This is a genomic window from Streptomyces sp. KL116D (assembly GCF_030766975.1).
In the GTDB taxonomy this organism is placed as follows: Bacteria; Actinomycetota; Actinomycetes; order Streptomycetales; family Streptomycetaceae; genus Streptomyces; species Streptomyces longispororuber_A.
Genome location: NZ_JASERH010000142.1, coordinates 128,836 through 141,958, shown reverse-complemented (window position 1 = coordinate 141,958; position 13,123 = coordinate 128,836). Strand labels below are relative to the sequence as shown.

The following is a 13,123-nucleotide window of genomic DNA, read 5'->3' as shown; positions in this document are numbered from 1 at the left end:
CTCCCCGTCCCACCCGGCGGGTTGCACCACCCATGGAGAAAGGCACTTTTCGTGCGTAACACCACCAAGATCACCGCAGCTGTCCTCGCCACCGGCGCCCTCACCCTGGGCCTGACCGCCTGCGGTTCGGACAAGGCCGACACCAAGGCCAAGGCGTCCGACCCGCTCGTCGTCGCCGCGACCCCCGTCCCGCACGCCGAGGTCCTCGACTACATCAAGAAGAACCTGGCGAAGAAGGAAGGCCTCAACCTCGAGGTCAAGGAGTTCACGGACTACGTCCAGCCGAACAACGCCACCGAGGACGGTTCGGTCGACGCCAACTACTTCCAGACCGTCCCGTACCTCGAGGACTTCAACAAGAAGAACGGCACGCACCTCACGTCGGTCGCCACCGTCCACCTGGAGCCGCTCGGCCTCTACTCCGAGAAGGCCAAGAAGCTCGACGACATCAAGAAGGGCGGCACCATCGCCGTCCCGAACGACGCCGACAACGAGAGCCGCGCCCTGCGCTTCCTCGCCGCCAACGGGATCATCACGCTCAAGAGCGGCTCCGAGGCCACCGCGACCCCGCAGGACATCGAGAAGAACCCGAAGGACCTGACGTTCAAGGAGGTCGAGGCGGCCCAGACCCCGCGCTCCCTCCCCGACGTCGACGGCGCGGTGATCAACGGCAACTACGCCATCGGTGCCGACCTCAGCCCGGCCAAGGACGCCCTCGCGCTCGAATCCACCAAGGGCAACAAGTACAACAACGTCCTCGCCGTCAAGGAGGGCAACGAGGACGACCCGCGCGTCAAGAAGCTCGCCAAGCTCCTGACGTCGCCCGAGGTGAAGAAGTTCATCGAGGACAAGTACAAGGGCTCGGTGCTCCCCTCCTTCTGATGCGTACGTACACGCTTCCCGCCGCCGTGATCGCCGGGGCACTGGTCCTCGGCGTCACGGCCTGCGGTTCCGACCAGACCGACGGCTCCGACGGGGGCGGCAAGCTCGTCGTGGGCGCCACCCCCACCCCGGCCGGCGAAGTTCTCGCCTACGTACAGCAGAATTTGGCGAAGAAGGCCGGACTCGACCTGGAGGTCAAGGAGTTCACGGACTACGTCCTGCCGAACACCGCGCTCCAGCAGGGCGAGCTCGACGCCAACCTCTACCAGCACACGCCGTACCTGGAGGACTTCAACAAGTCCCGGGGCACCACCCTGACCCCGGTCACCGAGGTCTACCTGCCGCCCCTCGGCTTCTACTCCGAGAAGGTCGAGGACGTCACGAAGCTGCGCGAAGGAGCCACCGTCGCGCTGCCCAACGACGTCACCAACGAAGGCAGGGCGCTCGGCCTCCTCGCCTCCCAGGGCGTGATCGGGCTCAAGAAGGGCGCGGGGGTGAACGCGACGCCGCGCGATGTCGCCGACAACCCCAGGAAGCTGAAGTTCAAGGAGCTCGAAGCGGCCCAGCTGCCACGCTCGTTGGGCGACGTCGACGTCGCCGCCGTCAACAACAACTTCGCGCTCGACGCGGGCCTCAGCCCCCAGAAGGACGCCATCCTCCTGGAGTCGGTGAAGGACAACCCGTACAACAACGTCCTCGCCGTGAAGAAGGGCGACGAGGACGACCCGCGGGTGAAGAAGCTCGCCGAGCTGCTGACGTCGCCCGAGGTGAAGAAGTTCATCGAGGACACGTACAAGGGCGCGGTGCTCCCCGCCTGAGTCACCCGTCCCCGCACCTCGTCATGGGGGCCGTTCCTGCCAACAGGAGCGGCCCCCATGTGCAGTTACGTGCCTTCATGCTGCATGCTGGGCACTCACCCCCGGCCGACACGAGGGACGCAGGCGGCCACGAAGGTTACGGAGCGGCACATGACGAACACCTTCCCCGAGATCTCCATCAGCACGGAGCGCTTGGTGCTGCGTCCGCTCGACGAGGACGACGTCCCCGCCCTGGCCGAGATGATGAACGACGAGCTGGTCGCCGCCTGGACGTCGGTGCCTCAGCCGTTCACCGAGGACGGCGCGCGCCGCTGGATCACCGACTACGCCCCCACGGAGCGCACGGCCGGACACGGACTCGACCTCGCCGTCACCGAGTTCCTCACCCAGCGCCTGGTCGGCATCGTCCAACTGACCAAGACGAACTGGCACGTTCGCTCCACCGAACTGTCGTACATCGTCGCCCCCTGGGCCCGCGGCGAGGGCTACGCGTCCGAGGCCGCGCTCGCCATGGCCCAGTGGCTCTTCCGCGACCGCGGCTTCGAGCGCATCGAACTGCGCACGGCCGCCGACAACACCGCGTCCCAGCAGGTCGCCCAGAAGATCGGCTGCATCAGCGAGGGCGTGCTGCGCAACGCCTGCATAGCGCGTACGCGCACCGAGGACGGCACCCTGGCGGAGGTCCGCACCGACTTCATCGTCTGGAGCCTGCTGCCCGAGGACCTGGACGGCGTCACCGAGCAGCTCGCCGAGGCCGGGGGTTTCACGGCCTTCTCGGACTGGAACTGACCTCACAGGCGGTTCCCGGACCCAGCAGGTACGCTCTCGGTGCCCCGCCCGGCCCGACACCGGCGGCATCCCCCTGACCTGAGGACTCGGACCGAGTCCCGTGTACGCACCGAGCACACCTCTGGAGACTGACGACGATGGCCGACCGGGTCACGGTGATCGGCTGGGACGGCTCTCCGCTGACCGCGGCGGCCCGCTCCGCGCTCCAAGCGGCCACGCTGGTGGCCGGCGCCGGCCACCACCTGGCGCTGCCCGAGGTGCCGGAGCGCGCCGAGCGCATCCGGCTCGGCAGCGTCTCCCTCGCCGCCCGCCGGATCGCCGGCCACCGCGGCACCGCCGTCGTCCTCGCGGACGGCGACCCGGGCTTCTTCGGCGTCGTACGGACCCTGCGCGCACCCGAGTACGGCCTGGAGGTCGAGGTCGTCCCCGCCGTCTCCTCGGTCGCCCAGGCCTTCGCCCGCGCGGGCATGCCCTGGGACGACGCACAGGTGGTCGTCGCACACCGCCGCACCCTCAGGCGCGCGGTGAACGTATGCCGGGCCCACACCAAGGTCGCCGTTCTCACCTCCCCGGGCGCCGGCCCCGCCGAGCTGGGCCTCCTCCTCGAAGGCGTCCACCGCACCTTCGTCATCTGCGAGGAACTCGGCACCGACCGCGAACAGGTCACCGTCGTCACCTCCGACAAGGCCGCCGACCACACCTGGCGCGACCCGAACGTCGTCATCGTCATCGGCGGCCCGGTCACCGGCGCCCCCGGCACCGGCGGCTGGCTCGCCGGCGGCGACGCGGACTCGGGCCCGCGCGGCTGGGCGCTGCCCGCCGCCGAGTACGCGGGCCCCTTCGGCGAGGGCGAGACCGAGCAGCTGCGCGCGGCCCAACTCGCCCGGCTGGGGCCGCGGACCGGGGACCTCGTGTGGGACATCGGCTGCGGCAGCGGCGCCTTCACGGCGGAGGCCGGACGGTTCGGCGCCGCCGTCATCGCCGTCGACCGCGACCCCGAGGCCTGCGCCCGCACCCTCGCCACCGCCCGCCGCTTCGGGATCCAGGCGCAGATCGTGCACGGCACGGCACCGCACGTCCTCGAAGACCTGCCCGAGCCCGACGTCGTCCGGGTCGGCGGCGGGGGAGCCGCGGTCGTCTCCGCCGTCGCCGACCGGCGGCCCGCGCGCATCGTCACGCACGCCGCGACACGCGACGCCGCCGAACTCATCGGCAGGGACCTGACGGAGCACGGATACGACGTCGAGTGCGCCCTCCTGCAATCCGTCGAACTGGACACTCGCGCCTGGACGGAGAAGGAGCGGACCGTGGGGTTCCTGCTCTCCGGGCGGCTTCCCGTCCGCCACCCGTGACCCTGACGGCCCAACGCGCGCGGTAGGCTGGCCGATCGTTGTACCGCACCGGGACGTCCGGCAGTTCGTCAGCCAATGTCCGGGAAACGCACCACTTTTGGAGCGCCTGTGGTACGGCGCCGACCGGAGGACGCGCAACGTGGCGCAGTCCACAGAAGGCCATGGGCGATCTACGTTCCGTGGCCGCGATCCGACCGGGACAATGCGTGTAGTCCGGGGCGGTTCGTGCCGCGCGGCGTGCGTGCTCGTTCTTCATGACGGGCGGACGACGCACCGCTCCGGTCAAGGGGGTTGCCTGCCCGGCCGTCGGCCGGGGGCGGCCGGCAAGTTCTCATCGATGGGCGAGGGGTAGGCATGACCGACACCGGTCAGGTTCCGGGCGAGGGGCTGCCGGAGAACGCAGGAACGGTGGACCAGCCGGGCGTTCCCGCCCCGGGTGCGTACACCTACCTCGATCCCTCCGACGCCACCGCCGAGGACGACGAACTGCTCCTCATGCCGGGTTCCCAGGGCGCCTGGGGCCAGCCGCAGGCCGCGCCGCAGCCGCAGGCTCCCGTCGGCCACGAACCGGGCCCGCACGAGATGGCGGGCCGCGACAGCGGACACCACGACATGGGTGGAATGCACATGCCAGGCCAGGCCGCCGCGAACCAGGGCCCCGCCCGCCGCCCCCTGCACATGGGCCCGGCCGTGCCGGAGACCGGCGGCAGCCCGGTGCGCTCGCTCGCCGACCGGGGCCCGGCGCAGCAGACGCCGTCGAACCCGATGCCGGTCCGCCAGGCGGGCCCGCCCACCACGGGCCCCGAGTACCTCGACATCCCGCCGCAGGGCGCCGCCCCGTGGCAGCCGGCCGAGGCCCAGCAGCTCGCCGAGCCCCAGCAGCAGGGCGGATACGAGATGCCGCCGCCGGCGCCCGCAGAAACGGTCGTCCCGGAGGCCGTCCCGGCGCAGTACGCCGAGCCGGCCCCGCACTTCCAAGCGCCGGAGGCGGCCCCGGAGTTCGTGCCCGTCGCCGAGCCGACCCCGGTCGCCGCGTACGCCGGCCAGGCCGACCTGTCCGGCCAGTCCGGTCAGTACGCGGTTCACGAGGGTCTGCCGCCGCAGGAGTACCCGCAGCAGGTCCCCGTGGCCGCGCCCGAGCAGCAGCCCCTCGGCCAGTTCGTCCCCGTCGAGGGCACCGTGCCCACGACGCCGCATCTCGCGCCGACCCCGCCGCAGGCCATGGTCGTGCCGCCGCTGCCCGAGCAGGGGGTCGAGCCGGATCCGGCGCCCGCGGCCGAGCCGGTCGCCGTCGCCGAGCAGCAGGTTCCGGTGCCGGTCCAGGTGCAGGAAGCCGTGGCCGTGGCTCCTCAGGAGCCGTTCCAGGAGCAGCCGCAGGAGCCGGCCGCGCCCGCCGAGCCGCTCGCCGAGCAGCCCGTCGCCCCGGCCGCCGAGCCGGAGCCCCCGGTCGTCGTGGAGCCCGTCGCCGCCGAGCCCGTGGCCGTCGCGGAGCCGGCCGCCGTGGTGGAGCCCGAGCCCGTGGTCGCGCCGCCGGCCGAGCAGCCCGCCGCGCCCGTGACCGAGGCCCCCGCGCAGGAGTTCCCGGCCGAGATCCCCGTGCCCGAGGCCGCGGAACAGCCCGTCGCCGAGGAGCCGGCCGAGGGCCCCGCGACCGTGCCCGCACCGCGCGACGGCGGCCCGGCCGCCGGCCCCGCGCCCGAGCCGTTCGTGGCCGAGGCGGAGGCCGAGGAGCCGGAGCTCATCGAGGTCGCCCCCGTGCAGGAGCAGCCGGAACCCCTCCAGGCCGCCGAGGCCGGACCGGAGGACGGTCCCGAGCAGCTGCCCGAGACCCTCGCCGAACCGGCCGGCGCCGCCGCTCCCGGCTACGACGACGCCGAGCGCGAGGCCGTCCTGCGCGTGATGCGCGAGCGCCGCGACATCCGCAACGGCTTCCGCAGCGACCCCATCCCGCACGAGGTCCTGCTCCGCGTCCTGGAGGCCGCCCACACGGCGCCGTCCGTCGGCCACTCCCAGCCCTGGGACTTCGTCGTCATCCGCTCGGCGGAGACCCGCCGCACGATGCACGAACTGGCCATGCGCCAGAAGGACGCCTACGCCAAGTCCCTCCCCAAGGGCCGCGCGAAGCAGTTCAAGGAACTGAAGATCGAGGCCATCCTCGACACCCCGGTGAACATCGTGGTCACCGCCGACCCGACCCGTGGCGGCCGCCACACCCTCGGCCGGCACACGCAGCCGCAGATGGCCCCGTACTCCTCCGCGCTCGCGGTCGAGAACCTGTGGCTCGCGGCCCGCGCCGAGGGCCTCGGCGTCGGCTGGGTCTCCTTCTTCGACGAGCGCGAGATGGTCCGCACGCTCGGTCTGCCCGAGCACCTCGAAGTGGTCGCGTACCTGTGCGTCGGCTACGTCGACGAGTTCCCCGACGAGCCCGAGCTGATGCAGGCCGGCTGGTCCAAGCGCCGCCCCCTGTCGTGGGTCGTGCACGAGGAGACGTACGGCCGTCGCGCGCTGCCCGGCGAGGACCCGCACGACCTGCTCGCGGAGACCGTCTCCAACATCCGCCCGCTGGACGCCAAGGCGCTCGGCGAGGCGTGGGAGCGGCAGAAGCGGATGACGAAGCCCGCGGGCGCGCTCGGCATGCTGGAGATCATCTCCGCGCAGCTGTCCGGGCTGTCCCGGATGTGCCCGCCGCCGATCCCGGAGCCCGCGGCCGTCGCGATCTTCGCGGGCGACCACGGCGTGCACGCCCAGGGCGTGACCCCGTGGCCGCAGGAGGTCACCGGCCAGATGGTCGCGAACTTCCTGGGCGGCGGCGCGGTCTGCAACGCGTTCGCGAACCAGGTCGGCGCCGAGGTCTGCGTCATCGACGTGGGCGTCGCCTCCGAACTCCCCGCCACCCCCGGTCTGCTGCCCCGCAAGGTGCGGGCCGGCACCGCCGACATGACCGCGGGCCCGGCCCTGACCCGCGAAGAGGTCAAGGCCGCCATCGAGGTCGGCATCGAGACGGCCCGCGACCTGGTCGCGGCGGGCAACAAGGCGCTGCTCACCGGCGAGATGGGCATCGCCAACACCACGGCGTCGGCGGCCCTCATCTCGGTCTACACCGACGTCGACCCCGCCGAGGTCACCGGCCGCGGCACCGGGATCAACGACGAGACCCACGCCCGCAAGATCGAGGTCGTGCGCCGCGCCCTCGACGTGCACCAGCCCGACCCGGCGGACCCGATCGGCGTCCTCTCCGCGGTCGGCGGTCTGGAGCACGCGGCCCTGGTCGGCCTGCTGCTCGGCGGCGCCTCGCTGCGCACGCCGGTGATCCTGGACGGCGTGAGCGCCGGGGCCGCGGCCCTGGTCGCCCGCGCCATCGCCCCCGAGGTGCTCGCCGCCTGCATCGCGGGCCACCGCAGCGCCGAGCCCGGCCACGTCGCCGCGCTCAACAAGCTGGGCCTGCGCCCGCTGGTCGACCTGGACCTGCGCCTGGGCGAGGGCACGGGCGCGCTCCTCGCGCTCCCGATCGTGCAGAGCGCGGCGCGTGCGATGCACGAGGTCGCGACGTTCGACTCGGCAGGCGTCACGGAGAAGTAGCCAGGCCTCCGCGCCCCTGAATGCGCACGCAGTGCGCATTCTCAGGGGCGCGGGGAACTGCGCGACCAGCCACGACGCACCCGCACCGGGCACACCGGGTCCCGGACCACGGTGCGCGGCCGAGACCGATCACGCGCACCCGTGACCGGCCGCACGTACCCGCCCCGGCCGGCCAGGCATAAGCTGTCGCCACAGGAAACCGCACGTCACAGGGCTCCACCGTCGCAGCCCAGCCAGCCCCGCCGTCCCAGGAGCCGTACGACATGCCCCCCGCTCAGCACCCCGCATACCCGGTCGGCCTGCGACTGACCGGCCGCAAGACGATCGTCATCGGCGGCGGCCAGGTCGCCCAGCGCAGGCTGCCCGCCCTGATAGCGGCGGGCGCGGACATCACCCTGATCTCCCCGTCGGCCACCCCCTCCGTGGAGGCCATGGCGGACGCGGGCGAGATCAGCTGGACCCGTCGCCGCTACGAGGAGGGCGACCTGGCCGAGGCCTGGTACGTCCTGGTCGCCACGGCCGACCGCGCGGCGAACGAGCGGGCGTCGGCCGAGGCGGAGCGCAACCGCACCTGGTGCGTCCGCTCCGACGACGCCGAGGCCGCCACCGCGTGGACCCCGGCCACCGGCCGCACCGAGGGCGTCACGCTCGCGGTCCTGTCCACCGAGGCCGCCGACCGCGACCCGCGCCGCACCGCCGCCGTCCGCGACGCGCTCGTCGAGGCCCTGCGCGACGGCACCGTCAGCACCGAGCGGACCCGTACCCCCGGCGTCGCCCTGGTCGGCGGCGGCCCCGGCGACCCGGACCTGATCACGGTCCGCGGCCGGCGCCTGCTCGCCGAGGCCGACGTCGTCATCGCCGACCGGCTCGGCCCGCGCGACCTGCTCGACGAACTCCCGCCGCACGTCGAGGTGATCGACGCGGCGAAGATCCCGTACGGCCGCCAGATGGTCCAGGAGGCCATCAACCAGGCCCTCGTCGAGCACGCCAAGCAGGGCAAGGCCGTCGTCCGGCTCAAGGGCGGCGACCCCTTCGTCTTCGGCCGCGGCATGGAGGAGGCCCAGGCCCTGGCCGCCGAAGGCATCCCGGTCACGGTCGTGCCCGGCATCTCCAGCTCGATCTCGGTCCCGGGCGCGGCCGGCATCCCGGTCACGCACCGCGGCGTCGCCCACGAGTTCACCGTGGTCAGCGGCCACGTGGCGCCGGACGACGAGCGCTCGCTGGTCGACTGGTCGGCCATGGCGAAGCTCACCGGCACCCTCGTGATCCTGATGGGCGTCGACAAGATCGGGAAGATCGCCGCGGCCCTGGTCGAGCACGGCAAGGACCCGGCCACCCCCGTCGCGCTGGTGCAGGAAGGCACCACGGCGGCCCAGCGCCGCGTCGACGCGACCCTCGCCACGGTCGGCGAAACGGTGGTCGCCGAAGGGGTCAGGCCCCCGGCGGTCATCGTCATCGGCAGCGTGGTGCACGAGGGACCCGAACGTAACCAGCGGTAACACAACTCGTTCCGCGCCGTTGGCACCACACCCAGGACAAGGCAGTATCGACCCGTGGCTGATCCCCAAGGTCTCATCACCATCGACGACCCCGACGACCCCCGCCTGAGCGACTACACGGGCCTGACCGACGTGGAGCTGCGCCGCAAGCGCGAACCGGCCGAGGGCCTGTTCATCGCCGAGGGCGAGAAGGTCATCCGCCGGGCCAAGCAGGCCGGGTACGAGATGCGCTCGATGCTGCTCTCGGCGAAGTGGGTCGACGTCATGCGCGACGTCATCGACGAGGTCCCCGCCCCGGTGTACGCGGTCGCCCCCGACCTCGCGGAGAAGGTCACCGGCTACCACGTGCACCGCGGCGCCCTCGCCTCCATGCAGCGCAAGCCGCTGCCCACCGCCGACGAACTCCTCACCACCGCACGCCGCGTGGTCGTCATGGAGTCCGTCAACGACCACACGAACATCGGCGCGATCTTCCGCTCCGCGGCCGCCCTCGGCATGGACGCGGTGCTGCTCTCGCCCGACTGCGCCGACCCGCTCTACCGCCGCTCCGTGAAGGTCTCCATGGGCGCGGTCTTCTCGGTCCCCTACGCACGTCTCGACGCCTGGCCGAAGTCCCTGGAGACGGTCCGCGAGGCGGGCTTCAACCTCCTGGCGCTCACCCCGGCCGACCAGGCGAAGTCCCTCGACGAGGTGGCCCCGCACCGGATGGACCGGGTGGCGCTCATGCTCGGCGCGGAAGGCGACGGCCTGTCCACCAAGGCGCTGATGGCCGCCGACGAATGGGTCCGCATCCCGATGGCCCACGGCGTCGACTCGCTCAACGTGGGCGCGGCGGCCGCCGTCGCGTTCTACGCCGTGGCCACCGGCCGCCCCGAACTCTGACGGTCAGCCCTCCGGAAGCGGCAGCGCCCGGACGGCAGCCGTCTGCCGTACGCCGCTGTCGCCGCCGAGCCCGCGCGACGGGCCCTGGCAGCCCTGCGCCGCCGCGATGGCCAGCGCCACGAGCAGCGTCACGACCACGAACACGAACAGCCGCTGCCGCAGCAGCCGCGGATTGGCGGGCCGCAGCTTCTTGCCCGCGCCCGTGCCGTTCGTCCGGGGAGCGGGACGCCCGGCACCACTGCGCGGCGCGGGCCTGCTGCCGGACCGCGACGACGTGGAGCGCGGCGCCGAACCGCCCCCGGTCCTGCCGTTGCTCGGCCGCGGCGCGGGAGTCCCCGGCTGCGTCCTGCGCTGGGTGCGCTGCTGCTCGTACGTGGCGTGCGGATCGGCGAGCCGCCCCGTCGGCCGGTCCTGCTCGGCGACGCGCGGCGCCGGCGGCCGCGCCTCACCGAGGCCCTGCGCCTCACGGGCCGCGATCTCCTTGAGCCGCAGCGACAGCTGGAGCGTGCTGGGCCGCTCCTCCGGGTCCTTCGCGAGACACGCGCGCAGCAAGGGCGCCAGCGCGTCCGGCACCCCGTGCAGCTGCGCCTCCTCGTGCACCACCCGGTAGAGCATGACCTCGGAACTGCCGTGCCCGAAGGGCGAGTCGCCCATGGCCGAGTAGGCGAGCGTGGCGCCGAGGGCGAACACGTCGGTGGCCGGCGTGACGGCCGCGCCCCGCACCTGCTCGGGCGCGAGGAAGCCGGGGGAGCCGACGGCGGTCCCCACGTGCGTCAGCGTCGAGGCCCCGGTCGCCCAGGCGATGCCGAAGTCGATGATCCGCGGCCCCTTCGGGGACAGCAGGATGTTCGACGGCTTGAGGTCCCGGTGCACGACACCGGCCTCGTGGACGGCGACGAGGCCCTCCGACAGCGCGGCGCCCACGGCCGCCACGTCGGCGGCCGCCAACGGCCCCTCCTCGGCGACCTTGTCGTGCAGCGAGGGACCGGGCACGTACTGCGTCGCGAACCAGGGCCGGTCCGCCTCCAGGTCGGCGGCGACGAGCCGCGCCGTGCAGCCGCCGCGGATCCGCCGCGCGGCGGACACCTCGCGCGCGAACCGCGACCTGAACTCCTGGTCCTCCGCCAGGTCCGGCCGGATCACCTTGAGCGCGACCCGCTGCCCACGCCGGTCGGAACCGAGGTAGACGACGCCCATCCCACCGGCCCCGAGCCGTCTGTGAAGCCTGAACGAGCCGACGACGCGCGGGTCCTCGCGCCTCAGGCGCATCATCGCCATGTTCATCCCCGCTGCTGCCCGGTCCGTCTGACGAGCCACAGCTTACGTTTCCGCGCCCGAGTGCGCGCAGAGGCCGCGCCCTCAGGCCCGATTCGATTGTCAGTGCCCGGTGGGAAACTTGAAAGGTGGTCAGGGAGCGCGGGAGCAGGGCGGCTTGACGATGCCCGGACTCCCAACCGCCTGGCGCAGAAGGGGGATTGAGCCCATGAAGGGCGATCGGGTCGAGATAGTCGTGGACGCAGGGGACACGACGCGTACGTACGAAGTGGTGGCGAGCCGCGCGGGCCGCAGAGTGGAGACGGCGGTCCGCAGGGGAGTCGTGGAAGTGAGCGAAGTCACCCGCAGCGGGTCCGTGGTGCGCACCGCGCGCTTCATGGCGACGCGGGTCCTCGCCCTCGTCGAGCAGCCGGTCCCGCGGGAGGAGGCCTCGGAAGCGGCGGAGAAGAGCCGTCCCCTCCGGGAAGACCCCGAGACCTAGGACCTCTTCTCCACCCAGGGGAGTACATGGGGTGGGAGCGCTCATCCTCCGGGAGGCCCGGCAATCGGTACGAGGGCATGACGACCCGGGGAGCCGCCGCCCATAGATTTGAGGTCAAGCGGCGGGTGCAGCACTCGTCCCCCGAGGTCAGGCACCCGCCGCTGCCACTACAGGCAAGAACTCAAGATTTCGACCGGGAGAGGACCATGGCGGACACGGCATCGCGGACGACAGCGTTCCGCACACGGATCGGCAGGGCGGGCATGTTCGGCGGCCCCGCCACCGGCCGCCGTCACCCGCTGGTGGCCACGGCCATGGTCCTCCCTCTCGCGGCCCTTCTCGTCGTCGTCTTCGGCGGCTGGGACGCGGTGGTCACACAAGCGTCGTCCGTGGGCGTGATGCTGGGGCGCTGAGCGGCGCCTCCAGGCCCGGAAGAGCGGTCCGGGCGGGGACATCCGGCCATGAAACCCCGTGGGGACGGGGGTGCGGCGGACGGCACAAATGCCGCGTGCAGCTGGGGAGCTGCACGCGGCATTGCTTTTGCCCCGGTACGGCGGCGGCCCCGGGGCCGTAGGCTCTGCCCGACCGAGCACCACGACCGGGGGACACCGTGACCACGCCCTTGCTCCCCGCGCTCCGGGCCGAGGCCAGGGGCGCGGCCCATCCGACCGGCATTCCGTGCGTCTGCGGCGGCGCGACCCTGGCCGACCGGCCCGACGGCACCGTCGTCCGGCACGGCGACACCGTCGCCAAGGCCCACGCCCCGGACACGGACCGTGCGGACCTCGACCGCCGCCTCGCGGTGGCCGCCCTGCCCGCCCTCGCCGGGGTCCTCCTGCCGCCCCTGCGTCCGACGGCGGCGGCCGTGCAGGACCGGCTCGTCACGTTCTGGCCGCACGGCACCCCCGTCGACCCCGACCACCCCGAGCACGCCCCGTGGGAGGCCGCGGCCGCCCTTCTGGCCCGCCTCCACACCACGCCCGGGCACCGGCTCCCGCCCGGCCTGCCCCCGATGCGGGGCCCGGAGAAGGCGGCCCGCGCCCTGGCCCGGCTCGACGCGAGCGCCCCCGGCCACCCGGCGGCGGCGCCCGTCCGCCGCGCCTGGCGGAGCCTGCCGCCGTGGGCCCGCGGCGAGGTCCCGTACGAGCACGCGCACGCCCTCTGCCACGGTGACCTGCACCTCGGCCAGCTGGTCCGGCACCCGGCCGACTCCGGGACCTGGCTCCTGATCGACGTCGACGACCTCGGAATCGGCGACCCGGCCTGGGACTTGGCCCGCCCGGCGGCCTGGTTCGCCTGCGGCCTGCTGTCCTCCGACGAGTGGACCCGCTTCCTCACCGCCTACCAACGCGCGGGCGGTGCGAAGGAACTGAGCGTCGACGACCCCTGGCCCGCCCTGGACGTCCCGGCCCGCGCCCTGACCGTCCAGACCGCCGCCCTCGCCGTGGCGAAGGCCACCGAGGCCGGCCGGCCGCTCGACGACGTCGAGGAGGCGGTGGTCGACGCGTGCGCCCGGATGGCTTTTGTCCCGCCCGACTTGGGGAACGGCCACGCCAAGTAGGGTGC

The 13,123-nt window shown here is 73.3% G+C and carries 11 protein-coding genes; 10 read left to right on the top strand and 1 reads right to left on the bottom strand.

The features are described from left to right. Positions 1 to 51: 51 nt before the first annotated feature. The 7 genes from RBJ77_RS55535 to RBJ77_RS55505 all read left to right on the top strand — a co-directional run bounded on the left by RBJ77_RS55535 (position 52) and on the right by RBJ77_RS55505 (position 9,801). Entirely contained in the window at positions 52 to 882 is an 831-nt protein-coding gene (locus RBJ77_RS55535; RefSeq protein WP_372351965.1) for a MetQ/NlpA family ABC transporter substrate-binding protein, read from the top strand. After that, the gene (locus RBJ77_RS55530; RefSeq protein WP_372351964.1) at positions 882 to 1,700 is read left to right on the top strand and encodes a MetQ/NlpA family ABC transporter substrate-binding protein; all 819 of its coding nucleotides are present in this window, start codon (positions 882 to 884) and stop codon (positions 1,698 to 1,700) included. The genes RBJ77_RS55535 and RBJ77_RS55530 overlap by 1 nt, the downstream gene beginning before the upstream one ends. A 150-nt stretch (positions 1,701 to 1,850) precedes the next feature. Next, positions 1,851 to 2,489 (top strand): GNAT family N-acetyltransferase, encoded by a 639-nt coding sequence (locus tag RBJ77_RS55525; protein WP_255974485.1) that lies wholly within the window; start codon positions 1,851 to 1,853, stop codon positions 2,487 to 2,489. A 137-nt stretch (positions 2,490 to 2,626) separates the two neighbouring features. Then, positions 2,627 to 3,841: a precorrin-6y C5,15-methyltransferase (decarboxylating) subunit CbiE gene (gene cbiE, locus RBJ77_RS55520; RefSeq protein WP_372351963.1), complete on the top strand. Its 1,215-nt coding sequence runs from the start codon at positions 2,627 to 2,629 to the stop codon at positions 3,839 to 3,841. A 354-nt stretch (positions 3,842 to 4,195) separates the two neighbouring features. Beyond that, on the top strand, positions 4,196 to 7,420 hold the full coding sequence (gene cobT, locus RBJ77_RS55515) for a nicotinate-nucleotide--dimethylbenzimidazole phosphoribosyltransferase (protein ID WP_372351962.1): 3,225 nt from the start codon (positions 4,196 to 4,198) through the stop codon (positions 7,418 to 7,420). A gap of 263 nt (positions 7,421 to 7,683) precedes the next feature. Continuing rightward, the gene (gene cobA / locus RBJ77_RS55510; protein WP_372351961.1) at positions 7,684 to 8,919 is read left to right on the top strand and encodes a uroporphyrinogen-III C-methyltransferase; all 1,236 of its coding nucleotides are present in this window, start codon (positions 7,684 to 7,686) and stop codon (positions 8,917 to 8,919) included. 54 nt (positions 8,920 to 8,973) lie between these two features. Further along, positions 8,974 to 9,801, top strand: a complete 828-nt coding sequence (locus RBJ77_RS55505; protein ID WP_255974477.1) for an RNA methyltransferase — start codon at positions 8,974 to 8,976, stop codon at positions 9,799 to 9,801. Between the two features lie 3 nt (positions 9,802 to 9,804). On the opposite strand, the gene RBJ77_RS55500 is transcribed toward RBJ77_RS55505, so the two are convergent. Then, positions 9,805 to 11,079 carry a serine/threonine-protein kinase gene (locus RBJ77_RS55500; protein WP_372352155.1) on the bottom strand — a complete coding sequence of 425 codons (1,275 nt, stop codon included), beginning with the start codon at positions 11,077 to 11,079 and terminating at the stop codon, positions 9,805 to 9,807. Between the two features lie 205 nt (positions 11,080 to 11,284). On the opposite strand from RBJ77_RS55500, the gene RBJ77_RS55495 reads away from it, so the two are divergent. From RBJ77_RS55495 to RBJ77_RS55485, 3 genes are all read left to right on the top strand, one after another. After that, positions 11,285 to 11,557, top strand: a complete 273-nt coding sequence (locus RBJ77_RS55495; RefSeq protein WP_255974475.1) for a hypothetical protein — start codon at positions 11,285 to 11,287, stop codon at positions 11,555 to 11,557. 206 nt (positions 11,558 to 11,763) lie between these two features. Next, positions 11,764 to 11,970, top strand: a complete 207-nt coding sequence (locus RBJ77_RS55490) for a hypothetical protein (protein ID WP_372351960.1) — start codon at positions 11,764 to 11,766, stop codon at positions 11,968 to 11,970. Positions 11,971 to 12,167: 197 nt separating this feature from the next. Further along, a complete protein-coding gene (locus tag RBJ77_RS55485) occupies positions 12,168 to 13,118 on the top strand; it encodes a phosphotransferase family protein (RefSeq protein ID WP_372351959.1) in 951 nt (316 codons plus the stop codon). Positions 13,119 to 13,123: the final 5 nt, after the last annotated feature.

What these genes read in the sequence shown, in the direction of transcription:
- RBJ77_RS55530 (WP_372351964.1), top strand. Translation starts at nt 882, where the DNA reads ATGCGTACGTACACGCTTCCCGCCGCCGTGATCGCCGGGGCACTGGTC.
- RBJ77_RS55525 (WP_255974485.1), top strand. Translation starts at nt 1,851, where the DNA reads ATGACGAACACCTTCCCCGAGATCTCCATCAGCACGGAGCGCTTGGTG.
- cbiE (WP_372351963.1), top strand. Translation starts at nt 2,627, where the DNA reads ATGGCCGACCGGGTCACGGTGATCGGCTGGGACGGCTCTCCGCTGACC.
- cobT (WP_372351962.1), top strand. Translation starts at nt 4,196, where the DNA reads ATGACCGACACCGGTCAGGTTCCGGGCGAGGGGCTGCCGGAGAACGCA.
- cobA (WP_372351961.1), top strand. Translation starts at nt 7,684, where the DNA reads ATGCCCCCCGCTCAGCACCCCGCATACCCGGTCGGCCTGCGACTGACC.
- RBJ77_RS55500 (WP_372352155.1), bottom strand. Translation starts at nt 11,079, where the DNA reads ATGGCGATGATGCGCCTGAGGCGCGAGGACCCGCGCGTCGTCGGCTCG.
- RBJ77_RS55495 (WP_255974475.1), top strand. Translation starts at nt 11,285, where the DNA reads ATGAAGGGCGATCGGGTCGAGATAGTCGTGGACGCAGGGGACACGACG.
- RBJ77_RS55490 (WP_372351960.1), top strand. Translation starts at nt 11,764, where the DNA reads ATGGCGGACACGGCATCGCGGACGACAGCGTTCCGCACACGGATCGGC.